16 protein-coding genes and 1 tRNA gene are annotated in these 17,310 nt (G+C 72.1%); 7 read left to right on the forward strand and 10 right to left on the reverse strand.

The window, feature by feature from the left end; translation table 11 throughout:
* Window positions 1-15: 15 nt before the first annotated feature.
* Window positions 16-252 (reverse strand): DUF2277 domain-containing protein, encoded by a 237-nt coding sequence (locus HNR57_RS05965; protein ID WP_184557254.1) that lies wholly within the window; start codon window positions 250-252, stop codon window positions 16-18.
* A gap of 102 nt (window positions 253-354) precedes the next feature.
* Here HNR57_RS05965 and HNR57_RS05970 point away from each other — a divergent pair, with 102 nt between their 5' ends.
* Complete coding sequence (locus tag HNR57_RS05970; protein ID WP_184557258.1) at window positions 355-1,269, forward strand: ketopantoate reductase family protein; 915 nt, start codon at window positions 355-357, stop codon at window positions 1,267-1,269.
* 88 nt (window positions 1,270-1,357) lie between these two features.
* Window positions 1,358-1,711, forward strand: a complete 354-nt coding sequence (locus HNR57_RS05975; RefSeq protein ID WP_184557261.1) for a DUF8825 domain-containing protein — start codon at window positions 1,358-1,360, stop codon at window positions 1,709-1,711.
* A gap of 12 nt (window positions 1,712-1,723) precedes the next feature.
* On the opposite strand, the gene HNR57_RS05980 is transcribed toward HNR57_RS05975, so the two are convergent.
* From HNR57_RS05980 to HNR57_RS05990, 3 genes are all read right to left on the reverse strand, one after another.
* Window positions 1,724-2,371, reverse strand: a complete 648-nt coding sequence (locus HNR57_RS05980) for a DUF305 domain-containing protein (RefSeq protein ID WP_184557264.1) — start codon at window positions 2,369-2,371, stop codon at window positions 1,724-1,726.
* 94 nt (window positions 2,372-2,465) lie between these two features.
* The gene (locus tag HNR57_RS39155) at window positions 2,466-2,873 is read right to left on the reverse strand and encodes a DUF6153 family protein (RefSeq protein ID WP_221342148.1); all 408 of its coding nucleotides are present in this window, start codon (window positions 2,871-2,873) and stop codon (window positions 2,466-2,468) included.
* Window positions 2,874-2,958: 85 nt separating this feature from the next.
* Window positions 2,959-3,030, reverse strand: a tRNA-Val gene (locus HNR57_RS05990).
* 211 nt (window positions 3,031-3,241) lie between these two features.
* Between HNR57_RS05990 and HNR57_RS05995 the strand changes: the two genes are divergently transcribed.
* Both HNR57_RS05995 and HNR57_RS06000 read left to right on the forward strand, forming a co-directional pair.
* On the forward strand, window positions 3,242-4,069 hold the full coding sequence (locus HNR57_RS05995; protein ID WP_184557270.1) for a DUF4097 family beta strand repeat-containing protein: 828 nt from the start codon (window positions 3,242-3,244) through the stop codon (window positions 4,067-4,069).
* A 74-nt stretch (window positions 4,070-4,143) separates the two neighbouring features.
* Entirely contained in the window at window positions 4,144-5,544 is a 1,401-nt protein-coding gene (locus tag HNR57_RS06000) for a hypothetical protein (RefSeq protein ID WP_184557273.1), read from the forward strand.
* 19 nt (window positions 5,545-5,563) lie between these two features.
* On the opposite strand, the gene HNR57_RS06005 is transcribed toward HNR57_RS06000, so the two are convergent.
* The 3 genes from HNR57_RS06005 to HNR57_RS06015 form a co-directional block, all read right to left on the reverse strand.
* The gene (locus HNR57_RS06005) at window positions 5,564-6,715 is read right to left on the reverse strand and encodes an amidase domain-containing protein (RefSeq protein ID WP_221342149.1); all 1,152 of its coding nucleotides are present in this window, start codon (window positions 6,713-6,715) and stop codon (window positions 5,564-5,566) included.
* Window positions 6,716-6,837: 122 nt separating this feature from the next.
* On the reverse strand, window positions 6,838-8,115 hold the full coding sequence (locus tag HNR57_RS06010; protein ID WP_184557279.1) for a polysaccharide deacetylase family protein: 1,278 nt from the start codon (window positions 8,113-8,115) through the stop codon (window positions 6,838-6,840).
* Window positions 8,116-8,170: 55 nt separating this feature from the next.
* Window positions 8,171-10,327, reverse strand: a complete 2,157-nt coding sequence (locus HNR57_RS06015) for a transglycosylase domain-containing protein (protein ID WP_184558831.1) — start codon at window positions 10,325-10,327, stop codon at window positions 8,171-8,173.
* A gap of 252 nt (window positions 10,328-10,579) precedes the next feature.
* On the opposite strand from HNR57_RS06015, the gene HNR57_RS06020 reads away from it, so the two are divergent.
* Window positions 10,580-10,801: an FmdB family zinc ribbon protein gene (locus HNR57_RS06020; RefSeq protein WP_184557282.1), complete on the forward strand. Its 222-nt coding sequence runs from the start codon at window positions 10,580-10,582 to the stop codon at window positions 10,799-10,801.
* A gap of 56 nt (window positions 10,802-10,857) precedes the next feature.
* Entirely contained in the window at window positions 10,858-11,625 is a 768-nt protein-coding gene (locus HNR57_RS06025) for a DedA family protein (RefSeq protein WP_184557285.1), read from the forward strand.
* Here the strand turns inward: HNR57_RS06025 and HNR57_RS06030 are convergent.
* Genes HNR57_RS06030 through HNR57_RS06040 form a run of 3 tightly spaced genes read right to left on the reverse strand, consistent with a single transcriptional unit; the run spans window position 11,546 to window position 16,146 of the window.
* Complete coding sequence (locus HNR57_RS06030; protein WP_184557288.1) at window positions 11,546-12,355, reverse strand: HAD family hydrolase; 810 nt, start codon at window positions 12,353-12,355, stop codon at window positions 11,546-11,548. The two genes, HNR57_RS06025 and HNR57_RS06030, sit on opposite strands and share 80 nt — an antisense overlap.
* Window positions 12,355-14,949: a phosphoribosyltransferase gene (locus HNR57_RS06035; protein ID WP_184557291.1), complete on the reverse strand. Its 2,595-nt coding sequence runs from the start codon at window positions 14,947-14,949 to the stop codon at window positions 12,355-12,357. The genes HNR57_RS06030 and HNR57_RS06035 overlap by 1 nt, the downstream gene beginning before the upstream one ends.
* Before the next feature lie 30 nt (window positions 14,950-14,979).
* Window positions 14,980-16,146, reverse strand: coding sequence for an HpcH/HpaI aldolase/citrate lyase family protein (locus HNR57_RS06040; protein WP_184557294.1), 1,167 nt, complete (start codon window positions 16,144-16,146; stop codon window positions 14,980-14,982).
* A gap of 227 nt (window positions 16,147-16,373) precedes the next feature.
* On the opposite strand from HNR57_RS06040, the gene HNR57_RS06045 reads away from it, so the two are divergent.
* A complete protein-coding gene (locus HNR57_RS06045; RefSeq protein WP_184557297.1) occupies window positions 16,374-17,288 on the forward strand; it encodes a TerD family protein in 915 nt (304 codons plus the stop codon).
* Window positions 17,289-17,310: the final 22 nt, after the last annotated feature.

Below are 17,310 nucleotides of genomic sequence, written 5' to 3' on the forward strand. Positions count from 1 at the left end.
GGCGTCTCGCCCGGGTCAGGCCGGGCTCGCCTTCCGCGCCCCGGCCCCGCGGACCTCCAGACCGTCCAGCAACTCGGCCGTGGCCCGTGCGACGGCCTCCACGGCGCGGTCGAACACCTCCTGGTTGTGGGCGGCGGGGGCGCGGAATCCCGAAACCTTCCGCACGTACTGCAGGGCGGCAGCGCGCACGTCGGCCTCGGTGGCCTCTTCGGGCATCGCGGGCGGACGCAGCGTCTTGATACTCCGGCACATGCCCCCAGTTTCACCCGTCCGGCCCTCCTGCGACAGCCGCGCCTGCCATGATCACTCCGAGGCGGCCACCATCCCGGGGCCGACCGACGAGAGGAACTCCTCGTGGCGAACGAACTCACCGTGGCCGTCCTGGGCCCCGGCGGCGTGGGCGGCCTGCTCGCCGCCCTGCTCTCCCGCTCCGGCCACCGCGTGATCTGCCTGTCCGGCGCGCGGACCGCCGAGACCCTGCGCACCGGCGGCATCCAGGTCCGCAGCGCCCGCTTCGGCGACTTCACGGCCCGTGTCGAGGCGGACACCGAGCTGCGGGAGCCGGTCGACGCATGCCTGGTCACCGTCAAAGACACCGCCCTGGACGCCGCCTCGGCGCGGGTCCCCGCCCCGGTGCTGGGCGACGGTCTGCTCGTGCCGTTCCTGAACGGTGTCGAACACCCGGCGGCCCTGCGCACCCGCTACCGGCCCGACCGCGTGGCCCCCGCCGTGATCCGGGTCGAGTCCACCCGGGTCGCGCCGGGCGTCATCGAGCACGGCAGCCCCTTCGCGGAGATCGACCTGACCGGCACGGACGTGCCCCGGCCGCGTCTCGACGCCCTCGCCGACGCCTTCGCCTCGGCCGGTCCGGCCACCCGGGTCCTCGCGGACGAGACGGCGGCCCTGTGGGCGAAGATGTCGTTCCTGGCGCCGTTCGCCCTGCTGACCACGCGCTACGGCCTCCCCCTCGGTGACGTCCGCACCCGCCACCGCGACGAGCTGACCGCCCTGGTGGAGGAGACCGCCGCGATCAGCCACGCGTGCGGCGGCCCGGCGGACCCCGCCCAGGCCCTGGCCCGCTACGACGCCTTCCCGGCGTCCATGAAGTCGTCGATGCAGCGCGACGCCGAGGCCGGCCGGCCCCTCGAACTGGACGCCATCGGCGGCGCGTTGCTCCGCGCGGCCGAGCGCCACGGGGTTCCGGCCCCGGTGGCGGCCCGGGTGGTGCGCGAGCTGGCGGACCGGGCCGGGGGCACGGCCGGGCGCTGATGCGGCGCCCTTGCGGTGGGCACACCCGTTCGCATGAACCACAGGAAGGAACTCGCTCAGCAAATTCGAACAGGCGTATCATTGAGCCGTGGCTACGACCTATGACTTTCCGAGTGACCTCCTGGCCGGTCAGGAGGAACTCCATCAGGTCCGGGCCGAGCTGTCGGCCCTGCTGAAGCGGCTTCCCTGGTCGGTGGAGCCGCTGGACGGCTTCAGCGACGACAACGGCTGGCGCAAGGTGGAACGCCCCGCCTCACCCGGCTGGAGCGCCGACGAACAGGCCGAAGTGGAGAAGCTACGGCAGCGGGAGCACGAGCTCGCGGTGTTCGTCAGCACCCACCGCTACTGGTCCGAACTCGCCGGCCCCGAGCGGGTGGCGGCCCGCTCGGAGCTGAAGCACGCGCACGAGGTTCCGCCGGAGGACACCGGCGGAACCCCGTGACGCCCGGCGGGATCAGCCCTTGGCGTCCAGCATCCCGTTCATCTCCCGGATCTCGGCCTGCTGGGCGGTGACGATGTCACCGGCCATGGCCTTGGCGGGGCCGTAGCCGCCCTTGCTCTGCTCGGTCCGGGCCATCTCGACGGCCCCTTCGTGGTGCTCGACCATCAAGCTCAGGAACTGGCGGTCGAAGGCCTTGCCCGTCAGCTTCTCCAGCGCGGCCATGTCCTCGGCGCCCATCATCCCCGGCATGCCGGAGTGGCCCGACGCGGAGTGGTCCATGCCGCCGCCCGCCGCCTGGGGGACGTCCTCGCCCCAGGTCTTCAGCCAGCCGGTCATGGTCCGGATCTCCGGATCCTGCGCCTTCTCGATCCGCCCGGCGAGGTCCTTGACCGCCCCGGAGGAGGCCCGGTCACCGGCCAGCCGCGCCATCTCCAGCGCCTGCCGGTGATGCGGGATCATGCCCTGCGCGAAGGTGACGTCCTGGGGGTTGTGGGCACCGGTGGCCGACGGGGTCCCGGTGGGGCCGTGACTTCCGGCCTCACCGTGACCGGCGGCCCGGTCGGCACCGTCACCGCCACAGGCCGCGAGGACGAGCGCCGCGGCACCCGTCGCCGCCACCAGGGCAGCCCGGCGCGCCAGGGTACGAATGCTGTTGCTCATGCGTGAACTCCTGCTTCTGCAAGGAACTGAGGATTCGAACACGACGAGGCACCACGCCGTCACCGGTCGCTGCCGGCGGCGTGATGTGTGGTGTCTAAATCCGCAGAAGCTGGAGCTCGGCCAGGGAAGGCGGGGCCCGGGCCCCATCCGTATCCGTGACCGCGTACGCCCGTACGGCGCTCTCCCCCGCGGCCACCGGGACCGGGTCGGGAACCAGCGGGGGCAGCACCGGCCCCGCGCCCACGGCACCGGACGCGCAGGTCGCGTCGGCGTGCCGGACGTGCCCGTCACCGCAGTGCAGATAGGGCATGCCGTGAGTCGATGACACGGAAACCGAAGGCGTTGGGGCCTGGTGCCCCTGCAGCGCATGCGCCGGCCGAGGCAGACCACCCCCGGGCGCCAGCCCGTGCATCCCCAGCAACCCCGCCAACAGCCCCAGCACGCACAGCACATGCCACCGCCGCACGGCGGGTCGCTGAGCACGCTGGGTGGGGCTGTTCACGTGCTCATCGTAGGGGTGGGCCCTGAGTCCCAACGCAACAGGCCCCCCAGGAGCGTTCCTGGAGGGCCTCTGAAACTCGGCGCTGTGGGCGCGGACGGTTTCGAACCGCCGACATCCTGCTTGTAAGGCAGGCGCTCTACCCCTGAGCTACGCACCCGGCTCCCGGGCCACGCGCCCAGGACGAGTCGACAGCCTACATGGCCCGGGGCACAGTCCGGCAAACCCGTATCGCGGGAGCGTCCAGGGTTCCGCACCTGGGGTTAACCCCACCGTAGATCCGGGAGTGGCCCGGATCCCCCGGCGGGCCCCGGCTCCATACGGTCGTAGAGCGCACCGCAGCGCCGTCGTCCGTCCAGGGGGAGACCGTCATGACCGCACTCACCGCCACCGCCCGCGCGACCGCCCTCGCCGGTGCCGTCGTCGTGCTCGTCGCCGGTCTCAGCGCCTGCGGGGCGTCCGCCGGGGACGACACGGACCCCGACCACCGGTCCTTCGGCCTCCAGGGCCGCACCCTCACCGTCGACTCCGACGACTCGGCCCTGGAGATCGTCGCCTCGGACGAGAACCCGGCGGGCAAGATCGGGGTCACCCGGTGGTTCCAGGGCTCGGTCGCCGTCGGCGAGGAGCCCGAGGTCACCTGGGCCATGCGGGACGACCGCCTGGTGCTGCGCCTGAAGTGCTCCGGCATCATCGTCGACTGCTCGGCCAAGCACCGCATCGAGGTGCCCCGCGGCATCACCGTGAAGGTCCAGGACGGCGACGGCACGGTCCACGCCCGGGGCTTCCGCGACCCCCTGAACATCCGCACCGGCGACGGATCCGTCCGGGTCACCGACACCACCGGCCCGCTGGAATTGCGCACCGGCGACGGGTCCATCCGCGTCACCGGCACCAGCGGTCCGCTGCGGATGCGCACCAGCGACGGATCCATCCGCGCCGACGTCTCCTCCCGCGACGTCCGCGCCCGGACCGGCGACGGCTCGGTCCGCCTCGAACTGGGTGCCGTACCGGATCGCGTCGAGTCCCGCAGCGGCGACGGCTCCGTGACCATCGCACTGCCCCGGGCCGCCTACCGCGTGACCACCGAGACCGGTGACGGCGGCGTCGACGTGTCCGTGCCCCGCGACGAGAGCAGCCCCCATCGGGTGTCCGCCCGCACCGGCGACGGCAGCGTGACGGTGCGAACAGTGAACTGAACGGCCCGTGTGTTCGTCCTCTACCGGTGGGAGAATGACACCGGGCAGGGCGGACCACAGCACGGGAGAGGGATGTGACGGCGACACCAGGACAGCCGGACTCGCCGTCGGTGCCGCGCGCACATCGCCCGCGCCGCCGCACCCCCCGCACCCCCGGGCCGCTCCGCGACACACTCGCCCTGATCGGGCTCCCGCTGCTGGCCGCACTGGCCCTGCCCGCCGCCTTCGCGGGCGGGGGCACCCGGCGCTGGTTCGGCGGCCGGGCCGAGAACCAGCGGGCCGAGGCCCAGGCCGCGAAGGACGCCGCCGCGGCGGCCTTCTACGAGCTCGACACCGCCCAGCGCGACCTGCGCATCTCGATCGAGACGATCACCGCTGTCGACGACTCCCCCGCCGCCCGGCGGGCCGTCGCCGACTTCGGCGCCCTGGGCCGGCGGATCGACGAGGCCAGCCACCGGTACATCAACGCCGTCGACGCCCACGATCTCGACCGCGACGACCTGGAGGCCTCCGCCGCCTCCCGTGCCCGCGGCGAGCTGACCGCCGCCAAGGAGGAACTCGGCCGGGTCAAGCAGGAGCTCGACCGGTTCACCGACGGCCTCGGCCCCCTCCTCGGCAAGGCGGAGACCCAGCTGGCCCGTCTCGCCCCCGCGGTCGAACGCGCCCGCCAGGCCCTGCTCGCCGCCTCGAACGCGCTGGACGCCGTACGCGCCGCGGGTCTCCGGGCGGACGACCTCGCCGCCCGGCTCGCCGCTCTCTCCCCGGAGCTGACCAAACTGAACCAGGGCGCCGGGCAGCACGGCGTGCCGCAGACCCTGGAGCGGGCCGAGCGGGTCACCCGCGAGGCCGAGGCGGTCCGCGTCGAGGCCGAGCGGCTGCCGGACCGCGCCGCCGAGATCGACCACCGGCTCGTCTCGCTGCGCACCCGCGCCCAAGCCCTCACCACCCGCTCCGAGCAGGTGGAGCCGACCCTGAGCGAGCTCCGGCGCCGCTTCACCGCGGCCTGCTGGCAGGACCTGCAGCACGTCCCGGAGGCCGCCGCGGAGAACGTCCGCCAGGCCGAGGCCCGACTGGCCGAGGCCCGCGCCGCCCGCGGGGAACAGCGCTGGGCCGACGCGACGGCCCTGCTGTCGACCGTACGGGCCCTGCTGAACAACACCGACGAGGCCGTGTCGGCCGCCGGGGACCGCCTGCACCGCCTGAACGCCGTGCAGAAGGACCCCCAGCAGGAGATCGACCGCACCCGCTTCGCCATCCGCGACGCCCAGCGCCTCGCCATGGCCGGCCGCAACACCCCCGACCCGCGCCACGCCCGCCCCCTGGACGACGCCGTGGCGCGCCTGGACCGTGCCGTCGCCGGCCTCGAAGGCCGCCACCCCGACTACTGGCACTTCCTCATGGAGACGGAAGCGGTCCGCCGGAGCGTGGCCCATGTCGTCTCGGGGATCCGCGAGGAGCGGGGGGCCGGACACTGAGCCCGGCCCCCGTCCGGTCTCAGGTGCGGTAGGCGTAGTAGTACGCGTTCGGGTACGACGCGACGAGGCTCGCCACCGACCTGCGCAGGGTGTTGTTGGAGTGGTAGGTCAGGTACGGCACCCCACCGCTCTTGTACGTGACGATCATCGTGTGGTCCTTGGACCCGTCCTTGTCGAAGTCCACCTGGAGGACGTCGCCGACCTCCAGCTGGTAGACGTTGGCGAGCGGCGTGGTCCGCTTGGAGTTCTGGGCGAACCAGGACCACTCGTTGACGCCGATGAACGAGTGCGACTGGATGTCGGCGTTGCCGAACCACCTGGTGTAGTCGTACACGTAGCCGGGGACGTGCTTCCAGCCGCCCGCCTTCAGGGACTGGCTGACGAAGTTGGTGCAGTCGCCGCCGGCGCCGCGGCCGCTGAAGTCCGGGTAGTCCTTGTTGTAGGCGTTCCAGTGCTTCTCGGCGTAGGCCGCCATGGCCTTGTAGTCGTACGTCGTGCCGGTCTTCGGGGCGGCGGCCGGGTTGCGGGTGGTCGCCGCGCGCGGGGCGTTCGGCATGGTGTCGGCGGCCGCGGTCGCCTTGACGGGGGCCGGCTTGGAGAGCGTGTTCACCGCGAGACCGCCCTGGTCGGCGTCGCGGATGCCCGTCAGCCGCCAGTCGCCCTGCCGGTCGGCCGTGAAGGTCAGCTCGTGCCGGGCCTGGAAGCCGGTGGTCTTCGGCGCGTCGCCACGGGTCCGGGCGTAGGTCAGGGTCGTGGTCTCGGTGACCTCCGCCTTGGCCGTACGGCCCGTCACCCGCGTGGCGTTCAGGGTGACGGTGGTGCCGGCGGCGCGGTACGTCTCGCCGGCCCTGGCCAGCTTCTCCTTGCGCTGCCCCAGCGCTGACCGGGTGGCGTCCTCGGTGCGGGCGGTGCCGGAGGACAGGGCGACGTCGCCGGAGAAGCCGTCGGTCAGCGGCTTGTCCGCGTCGGCCCGCCCGTCGACCAGGGCGTTGGTGCGGTCGGTGAAGACCGCGTCGGCCAGCCGCTGGAAGGTGGCCCTGGTCCGCGCGTCCACCGTGGGATCGTCGCTGACCGCGGCGCCCGCGCTCCAGTTGGGCAGCAGGGCCACTCCGGCGACGACCGAGGTCGCCGCGGCGCCGACTATCGTGACGCGGCGTCGCGTCCCGCTCAATTTCCGTGATTTCACTGGTGTTTCCCCTCTAGCCCCGGCCAAAGGGTTGCCGGGGTAGGAGATCTTCGCACGGAATGTGTGGCTACTGTGAAGGGTGTTGCGGCAGTTACTTTGGGACCCGATCACTTCACGACCGTCGACCAGTCGGGTGACTGCGCCGGGTCCAGGCCGCGCAGCCGTTGCAGGGTTGCGGGCTTCTGCACGTCGAGCCAGTCGGCCAGTTCCCTGAAGGACACGCATTTGACGCCCTTCTTCGTGCACATGGCCTTGACGACCCGGTCGACGGCCCTCATGTAGATGCCGCCGTTCCAGTCCTCGAAGTGGTTGCCGATGAACAGCGGGGCCCGGCTGCCGTAGTACACGCGGTTGAAGCCGGACATGTAGGAGGCGACGGTCTGTTCCTCCCACTCGGGGTAGTTCGCCGGGTCGCCCTCGGTCTCACCCTCGGACTGGTTGTAGAGGAAGTTGAAGTCCATCGACAGGCCCTGGTACTTGCCGCCCTCGTACGGCAGCATCTGCAGCGGGAAGTCCCATATGCCGTTCTTCTTGCGGGGCCATATCTGGAAGTCGCCCGCGGAGCTGGCGTCGTAACGCCACTTGTAGTCCTTGGCGGCCGTCAGCAGGTTCTCCTGGCCCTCCAGGCAGGGGGCCCGGCCGCCGGTGACCTCCTTCCTGAAGTCGAACGGCAGCGGGTCGACGTCCTGGAAGCCGGTGTTGGTCTTCCATTTCCCGGCGAAGTCGTAGAACTGGTCGATCTCGCTCTTCCACTCCGCGACACTCCAGTCGCCGCCGCCCTTCTCGCCGCAGAAGTGGCCGTTGAAATGCGTGCCGATCTCGTTCCCGCCCTGCCAGGCCTTGCCGAGCTGCTCCAGCGTGGTGCGGATGTGTTCGTCGGTGGCGAAGCTGATCGCCGCCGAGCCCCTGGAGTGCTGGGGCGGGGCGTAGAGGTCCTTCTTGCTCTTGGGCAGGAGGTAGATGCCCGTGAGGAAGAAGGTCATGTGGGCGTCGTACTCCTCGGCCAGCTCCCGGTAGTGCGCGAAGAGCCCGTCGTCGCCCTGCAGCGCGCCGTCCCAGGAGAAGACGACGAACTGGGGCGGCTTCTCCCCCGGCTTGAGCCGCACCGGCTTGAACTGGCCCTTCGGGGGGCCGGTGTAGGAGGTGGAGCCGTCCCCGAGGACTTTCACCTTGCCGTCCCACTCGGGTTCCCGGTCCGGCTGCGCGGAGGGCTCCCTGCGCGCCCCGGAGGAGGCGGCCGGGGCGGTGCTGTCCGGGCCGGTCAGGATCAGATACCCCGCGACCAGGGACGCGACGACGAGGAGGGCCGCCAGGGTCAGCATCCCGGGGGGTGCGGTGCGGCGGGGGGCGCGGGCTCGTCGGCGGCGGCCGGAGGGCGGTTTCATGCGCGGCTCATTCTGCGGAGGGCGGTGGGGGTGCGGGGCGGTGCCGGGCGCGGGGTCAGCCGATGCCGCGGGCACCGGACCAGATGCGGTACGGGACGCTGTCGTCGGGGGTGCCCGCGATCCCGTTCAGCGGGAGGGGTTCGAGGCTCTTGGTGAGGTCGATGCGGTAGGCCACCACCGCCGTCGACACGGAGTGGGCCGTGCCGACGTACCAGGCGGCGGTGTCGTTCTGCGTGGTGCCGGCCTTCCCGGCCACCGTGGCGGCCGGGTCCGCCCCCGGGCGGGCGGTGCGGAAGGCGTCCGTGAGGGCGGACTGCACCGCCGCGGCCACGCTCGCCTTCACCGCACGGCGGGACGCGGGCTTCGTCAGCGCGATCTCGGAGCCGTTGCGGGTGATCCGGGCCACCGAGTACGGCTCGACGTGGGTGCCGCCCGCGGCGAACGTGGCGTATCCGCTGGCCATGCGGATCGCGCTGGGCGTGGCACTGCCCAGGGACATCGCGGGCACCTGCGGGCCGAAGCTGGAGGGGAGCAGGCCCGCCCGCTGGGCGGTGTCCCGCACCCGGTCCAGGCCGGTGTCCATGCCGAGCTGCATGAACGGCGTGTTCACCGACAGGGCGAGCGCCCGGCCGAGGGCGATCCGCCCGTAGGACTTCTTGCCGTCGTTGTGGGAGGTGACCTGCTTGCCGCCGCGGTCCCAGTAGGGGCCCTCGGGTGTCGTGACGGCGATGCCGTCGTCCCCGTCGTACAGGGTCTGCGGGGTGACCTCGGTCGCGGCGCCGTCCCGGATCTTGTGCACGCCGTTCTGCAGGGCTGCGGCGTAGACGAAGGGCAGGAAGGCCGAACCGGCGGGCACGGTGGTCGCGTTCGACTCGTTGTAGCCCTGCGTGCGATGGTCGGGACCGCCGTGGACGGCGAGGATCCGCCCGTCGGTGGCCACCGATGAGGCGCCGAAGTGCAGGGACTTCGCCTTGGCCGCGTCCTTCTTCCGCGCCTGCTTGCGGGCCTTGACCACGGCGTCGGTGAGTGCGGTCTCCTGCTTGCGGTCGAACGTCGTGTAGATCTGGAAGCCGCCGAAGTCGAACTCCTTGTCCGAGAGGTGCGCCGCCTTCTTCGCGTACCGGGCGGCCAGCTCCACGAGGTAGTCGCTCTGCTTGCCGGTGTCGAACCCGGGCGCCCGCTTGAGCGGTTCGGGGAATTCCGTGTACCGGGCCCGCTCGGCCTTCGACAGGGTGCCGACGTCGACCATGCGGTCGAGGATCCAGGTCCAGCGCTCCACCGCCCGGGCGTGGTTGGCCTCGCTCAGGGCCGGGTCGTAGAGCCCCGCGCCCTTGAGGAGGGAGGCGAGGAAGGCGGCCTCGCTGACGTCGAGCTCGCCGACCTCCTTGCCGTAGTAGGCCTGGGCGGCGCGCTGTATGCCGTAGGTGCCGCGGCCGAACCAGCTCGTGTTGAGGTAGCCCTCCAGGATGTCGTCCTTGCTCATCCCGTTGTCGAGCTTGAGGGCGATCATGGCCTCGGTGAACTTGCGGCCGACCGAGCGGTCCTGGTTGAGGTAGACGTTCTTGACGTACTGCTGGGTGATCGTGGAGCCGCCCTGGGTCTCTCCCTGGCCGAGGGTGCGCCACACGGCGCGGGCGAGGCCGCTGAGGGATATCCCCGGGTCGCTGTAGAAGCTCGCGTTCTCCGCCGCCAGCACCGCGTCGCGGACGTCCTCCGGTATGTCCTCCAGCGGCATGGCCTGCCGCCGCACCCAGCCGGTGCGGGCCATGGGCGTCCCGTCGGACCAGAAGTAGACGTTGTCCTGCTGGGTGGCGTACGAGTTGAGGTTCTCCGGGATGTCGGTGGCGGCGTAGGCGGAGCCGAGGAGCACGACGGTCACACCGGTGAACGCCAGCGCCGCGCCGAGCCACTGCCGCCAGGAGGGTGCCCAGCGCCGCCAGCCGGCACGGTCGGCGTGCGGGTAACGGGGCCTGAGGCGGCGGGCGTCGGACAAGACGCGGGTGACGAGCCGCGTCAGCCCCGGGGATGCGGCGGGGAGACGGGACAGGGCGGAGGCACGGGGGGCCTTGCGCCGGCGGCGTGACCTGCCGCGTCCGCTGCCGTCCGGCGCCGTGCCGGAGCGCGTGCCCGCGCTGCCGGTGGCGGCCGGCTCGACGGCGCGCAACATCATGGTCTCGTCCGCGTTCGGGGAAGCGGGGACCTTCAACTGCATGGTCTCGTCCGATTCCCGCCCAGCCTTGGACACGGCTGCGTCTCCCTCCCGCTCACGGTGGTGCTCGCGCGGAAGGACATGGCTGCCGTGGTCGACGGCAGCGAGCCCTCACGTTCCCCCGCCCTTACGGCTTCTCGCGGCGTTCGAAAGTTACCAGCGGCCTTTACAGTTCCTCCACACCGGTACGGCAAGAGTGATCAAACGGAATCCCGAAGGGCCCGCATGTCCGCCGTCGCGGATTAACCTGTCTCCATGCCTCGCTACGAGTACCGCTGCCGGACCTGCGGCGACACCTTCGAACTCAGCCGCCCCATGGCGGAGTCCTCCGACCCCGCCGCCTGCCCCTCCGGTCATGAGGACACGGTGAAGCTCCTCTCCACGGTCGCGGTCGGAGGCTCGGCCTCCGCCCCGGCTCCGGCGCCCCGTGCGGGCGGCGGCGGGGGCGGCTGCTGCGGAGGCGGCTGCTGCGGCTGACGCGCTTCCCGGGTTTCCTCAGGAGTCCTTCAGCTTCGGTTTCCTAGCGTGGTGGCATGACAGCCATCGCAGCGGACGCCGGACCGCAGTGGGTCAACGACCTGATGGACGCGCTGGGCGCGCCGGGTGCCGGTCTCGCCATCGCCCTGGAGAACCTGTTCCCGCCGCTGCCCAGCGAGGTGATCCTGCCGCTGGCCGGGTTCGCCGCGAGCAGCGGCCGGATGAGCCTGCTCGCGGTCCTGCTGTGGACGACGGCCGGCTCGGTGATCGGCGCGCTCGCGCTGTACGGGGTCGGCGCGCTGCTCGGCCGTGACCGGACGGTGGCGATCGCGGGCCGGCTGCCGCTGGTGAAGGTCTCGGACATCGAGAAGACCGAGGCGTGGTTCCTCAAGCACGGCACCAAGGCCGTGTTCTTCGGCCGGATGATCCCGATCTTCCGCAGCCTGATCTCCGTGCCGGCGGGCGTGGAGCGCATGCGTCTGCCGGTGTTCCTGGGGCTGACCACCCTGGGCAGCGCGATCTGGAACACGGTGTTCGTGCTCGCGGGTTACTTCCTCGGCGCCAACTGGCACCAGGTCTCGGACATCGTCTCGACCTACTCGAAGGTGGTCCTGGCCGTGGCGGCCGTGGCGGTGGCGGCGTTCATCGCGGTACGACTGCTACGACGCCCTGAAGGTGCGCGGGGAACCGCGCGACAAGCCACCGCGCAGCCGCACCCGCACGACGACCAGGACACCCGAGTCCTCAGGCGCCCCGTACCGCCCCCAGAAACTCCCGCAGGATCCGCTCCCCGGCGAGGACACCCCGGTCGGGAAGCACCCTGATCGAGGGAGCCGTGAAACCGGTGTCGGCCAGCTCCCCGTGGCCGGGCCGCCAGCCCTGGTCCGCCGCGAGGAGCAGGTCGGTGTCGAGCAGGGAGTCACCCGCGGCGAGCGTGATATCGGCCCCGGTCCGCCGGGCGACCTCCCGCATCGCCGCGCTCTTGGTGAGCGGCTTGGGAACGGCGTAGATCTTGCGGCCCTGGAGGGACACGGTCCAGCCGCGGTTCTCCGCCCACACCGCGAGTTCCTTCACCCAGTCCTCGTCGAGCAGCTCGCGCTCGACGACGAGGTAGGCGAAGAGGTCGTCGGCGACGCGGTGCTTGCGCACCCAGACCGGGTCGGCGGCCCTCAGCAGATGCTCCTGCACCTCGGCCAGGGGCGCGCACTGGTCGGCCAGCCGTGCGGTGACCTGGGCGTGCCAGTCAGGGTCGGAGACCCCGTCCACCATGAGGTGTCCGCCGTTCGCGCAGATCGCGTACGTGGGCTGCGGACCCGGCAGGTTGATGCGCTGGTACTGCTTGCGCGTCCGGGTCGTCGTGGGCACGAACACGGCCGCGTCGCCCAGGTCGGTGAGGAGCCGGGCCGCCGTCTCCGTCATGTACGACAGGGGCTTGCTCTCGTGCACCTCGACGCACAGCAGCCGGGGGGCCCGCGCGTCCGGCATGGTGAGCGCCAGGGCGGCGGCGGAGTAGATCAGGGTGCGGTCGAGGTCGCTGGCGACGAGTGCGGGCATCAGAGGGTCACCGCCTTGCCGTCGGCGCCGGTCGCGCCCCGGGTGTACTTGGGGTGGATCAGGCCGACGCAGGTGTAGGGCAGTCCGTCGACCTCCTCGACGGGCACGCCGCGCTGTTCGGCCAGCAGGCGTACGTGGTCCAGGTCGCTGCCCGCCCCGGCGCGTGCCAGGACCCTCCAGGGCACGCGGCGCAGCATGACCCGGGTGGTCTCGCCGACGCCGGGCTTGACGAGGTTCACGTCGTGGATGGCGTACTCCTCACTGATGCGCTCGACGGCGGCCCAGCCCTCCCAGGTGGGCGAACGGTCGGTCGCGAGCAGTTCCTTGGCCTGGGCGCAGGCGGCGTCGGCGATCTCGGGGAAGCGGGCGGACACGGCGTCCAGGAAGGCCACCGAGACGTCGGTGGCGGCGAGGTCGCGGTAGAACTTCGCGCCGTGGAAGTCGTGCGGTCCGACCAGGTCCGCACGCAGCACGGTCCGCGAGATCAGGCCGGAGACGGTGGAGTTGAGGCAGGCGGAGGGGATGAGGAAGTCCTCGCGGGTGCCGTAGGTGCGGACGCAGGAGCCCGGGTCGGCCAGCACCGCGATCTCGGGGCTGAAGCCCGTGATGCCGTCGGAGTTCTCGAACTCCTCCAGGGCCTGGGCGAGTTCGCGGGTGATGGCGCCCTTGCCGGTCCAGCCGTCGACGAAGACGACGTCCCGGGGGTCGTGGTGCTCGGCGAGCCAGCGCAGCGCGTTGGCGTCGATGCCCCGGCCGCGGACGATCGACACGGCGTAGTGCGGCAGGTCGAGGCCGTGCCGGTGCTGGGCCCAGCGGCGCATGAGGATGCCGACGGGCGTCCCGGCGCGGGCCAGGGAGACCAGCACGGGACGCGGGGACCGCTCCGCGAGGACCGTCTCGGTGACGACGCCGACGGCCTGGGCGATACGGGCCGCCGACTCCTTCAGCGCGGCGTGGAACAGCTCCTGGTACTGCTCGCTGGGCTGGTACTCCACGGGCAGCGACTCCGCGTAGTGCGCGCCGCCGCTCTGGATGGCCTCCTCGCGCTCCTCGGTCGGCGCCTCCAGCGTCACGTCCGAGAGGTCCTGGAGCAGCCAGCCGACCTCCTCGGGCGCGTACGAGGAGAAGGCGGGGCCGCGGAGGGGCTCGGGCAGCATGGAGGGCCTTTCGGGGGCGTACGACGGTATGACGGCGAGGAGGACCCGCGGCGTGTGCGCGGCGAGGCGGGCCAGCAGACCGCCGGGCGCGTGCAGGGCGGGGGTGTCCCCGGCCGAGTCGACCACCGCGACGACGGCGTCGAAGCCGGCGCCCGCGACGTTGTAGGCGTAGCGCTCGCCGGGGCCGTCGGCGGGATCGTCGTGGGCGGGGAAGGCGAGGCGGGTGCGTATCGCGTAGCCGGGGTCATCGACGGCGAGGACGGGTGAGCGGGTGGTGGTGGAGTAACGGACCTCGATGTCCGTCACACGTTCCAGCTCCCGGGCCAGCCTCAGCGGCGCGTACATCAGCTCCTCGAAGCCGAGGATGTGTACGCGGCGGGCTTCTGCCGGCAGCGCGTCCGCCAGGCGGCGGGCCATCGCCGGGAGGGCGTCCTCCAGGCGTTCCCGATGGGCGGGGGTGAAGCCGTGACGTCCGCCGTCCGGCAGGTCGGCGGGCCAGTGCAGGTCGATGCGGTCGCAGTCCGGCTGCGGGCCGGTGGGGGCCGGTCGCGCGGTTCCCCGCGCCCCTGGGGAGACGGCCTCCTGGCCGGCTTCGACGGCAACGCCGCTGTCCGGGGGCGCGGGGAACTGCGCGACCGGCCACGACGGTGCCGCGGACGACCGAACACCAGCCGCGGCACTCTCGGCCTCGTACCGCGCCACGAGCTCCTGCCCCTTCTCCAGCACCCCCTCCGGCAGCCGTACGGTCCCCGACGCTGCCGTGACCAGGTCGACCCGGGCGCCGATCTCCCCGGCGAATTCCGCGAGGCGCCCCGCATCGGCGGCGGACCGCATGTCCACCAGCGCCACCACGACATACCTCCGCCGCGGATACCGCCCATGAAGATCACGGACAGTGTTCAGCACCGTGTTCCCCGTGGAGAACTCGTCGTCGACCAGGACCAGCGGCCCGTCGCCGGTGAGCAGCGCGGGGTCCTCCGGCAGCAGCAGGTGCGAGGTCGCGTGGGAGTGGGCCTCCTCGAAGCCGCCGGCCGGGGCGACACCGGCGACCGGGCGCCGGGTGGAGTGCAGGTAGGGGGCGAGGCCCAGCCCGTCGGCGACGGAGTGGCCGAGGCCGGTCGCGGTCTCGGCGTAGCCGAGGACAACGGCCCTGCGGGCCTCGTCGTCGCCCAGCAGGTCCCGCACCCGGCGGCCGAGCTCGACTCCGTAGCCGTACACCACGGACGGCGACTGCGGCACGTGCTTGCCCAGGACGTTCGACACCAGCAGGTGGGCGCGCTTGGGATTGCGCCGCAGTGCCAGCCCCAGCAGGCCGGTCAGCCGGTCGTCGCCGGCGAGCTCCACACCGAGCCGCTCGGCGACCCAGCTGCCGGACCAGACCCCGTCGGCGTCCTCGCGCACCTCGCGGTGCTCCCCCTCGTTCACTGCCTTCTCCATGAACCCTTCGAATCCTCGGAAGCCGCGCGGTCAGGCCGGCAGTCCCGCCGCCAGCAGTTCCACGAAGCCGATGTCCTGGTTCGCCACGCCGAAAACCTCGGCACGCAGCAGGGTCCGCTCCGCCCAGGCCCGGTGCGGCTTCACCTCGTTCATCTTGTTCGTGTACGCCGATCTCAGCACACCCCCGCCGCCGCGCTCGGGGCGCAGGATGTCCTGGGCGTCCGTGAACTCCTCGTGGCTGACGACCGACAGGGCGTGCACCGGCAGTACGTGCGAGGGGTGGATGCAGGTCTTGCCCAGCAGTCCGTTGGCGTGGTCCAGGGAGATCTCCCTCAGCAGGCCGTCCATGGCGTGCTCAATCAGCTTCTCGCGCAGCTCCGCGGCCTGCACCTCCAGGAAGGGGCTCTGCCGCAGCAGCGGCTTGAACATGCGCTCCTGGACCCGGAAGTACTCCCACACCGGCCCGGTGACGGTGAAGCCGGTCCCGTCGGCGCGGCCCAGCATGTTCACCACGTCGGCGATCACGGAGGCGACGATCTGCACGTCGTAGGCCGTCATGTCGGGGCCTCTGCGCAGCCCGTAGGAGGAGCAGAAGTCCGTCACGCCGAGGCGCAGGGCGAGGACGCGGTCGCGGTACTTGTCGATGGCCCGGGAGATGCCCTCCAGGGTCTCCACGCGCGACTCCCGGTACAGCAGCTCCGGGGACTCCAGCACGGGCATGGCGAAAAGGCGGCGGCCGCTTTCCGCCTCGGTGGTGGCGAGGGCCTCCAGGAAGGGGATGCCGCGTTCCTCGGTGAACTTGGGCAGGACGAATCCGGACAGCAGCCGGACGGCGGGACCGAGGCGTCGTACCAGGTCCGGGATCTGCTCGGGGACGCGGACCCGGATGAACAACAGCGGCGGGTCGGCGTCCGGCAGGGCGTCGAGGGCGGTGATCTGGCGGACGAGGTTCTCCTCGCCGGGGCCGACGTCCGCGTCGTCGATCGAGTCCTCCAGGCACAGCACCATCGAGACCACGCCGCGCGCGGCCTGCTTGAGGACGTCGTCGGCCAGGCGCGGCCGGGTGGCGGGGCTGTACAGCGTGGCGCCCAGGGCGACGGAGAGCAGGCGGCCCGGGGAGTCCGGGGTGAACGCGCACGGCTCGCGGAAGAAGAGACGCTTCCGCACCTCAGGGGCGATGTGCCCGAAATGACGCATAAAGCTCCCCCGTGGTGATGTTGCGGCCTGCGAATCGACGAAAGGTGGCCGGTAATAGTACGTAGATGTCCATGTCACAGGTTCCCATGAGGCATGAATTTCAGGTAACGCGGGCAAGCACAGCCGGGCCCGGCCATGACGACGGTAGTCCGCGGCGGCCGTCGGCGCCGCTCGTGACCGCGGCCCCCGCGTTGTCGTGAGCAGGACCGAGAGGGCAGGATGACCGCATGACGCACGCCATGCTGAAGGGGTCGAACGTCCCGCTGGAAGCCACCACGGTGCGCGCCGTGCTGCGCTGGACACCGGGGCAGGGGGTTCCTGACGTCGACGCCTCCGCGCTGCTCCTCGGCCCCGACGGTCGTGTGCGCTCCGACGAGGACTTCGTCTTCTACAACCAGCCCCGGCACCCGGCCGGGAAGGTGTGGCGGCTCGGCAAGAAGCGGGTCGCCGAGGGCCTGACCGACACGATCCAGACAGATCTCACCGGTGTCGAGTCCGGGGTCAGCCGGATTCTGCTGGTCGCATCGGCGGACGGTGTGACGTTCGACCGCGTGCGGGAGCTGCGCATCCTGCTGTACGACGCGGCGGACACCGGCGCCGAGGCGCTGGCGTATTTCGACGTCACGCCGGAGACGGGCGAGGAGACCGCGCTGATCTGCGGTGAGCTGTACCGGCGCGGGGAGGGCTGGAAGTTCCGGGCGCTGGGCGAGGGCTATTCGAACGGGCTGAAGGGGCTCGCGACCGACTTCGGCATCTCGGTGGACGAGTCGGAGGCGGCGGAGGAGGAGGAGGCGACCACGACGGTCCCCGCGCCGCCGACCACGAACACGGCCGCGCAGCCGACGACAGCGGGCGCTGCCCAGCAGCCCCCCGAGGTCTCCGTGCCGCTGCCCCCGGAGCAGCCGACCGCGGCGCCCGGACAGCCCGGCTACGGATATCCGCCGCAGCAGCCGCCGGCGACGCAGCCGGCCTACGGCTACCCGCAGACCACCGGCCGGCCCGCGTACGGCTACCCCCAGGCGCCGGCAGCGTCGGGTGCCGCGGGGGCGCAGAGCGGCTACGGCTACCCGCCGCCGGTCACCGCGGTCCCCGACCCGGACTTCGCGCTGCCCCCGCAGGGCCCGCAGTTCGTGGGGCGCTGAGCAGAGCTCCGGCGCGTGGCCG

This window comes from Streptomyces paradoxus (assembly GCF_014202475.1).
Taxonomy (GTDB): domain Bacteria; phylum Actinomycetota; class Actinomycetes; order Streptomycetales; family Streptomycetaceae; genus Streptomyces; species Streptomyces paradoxus.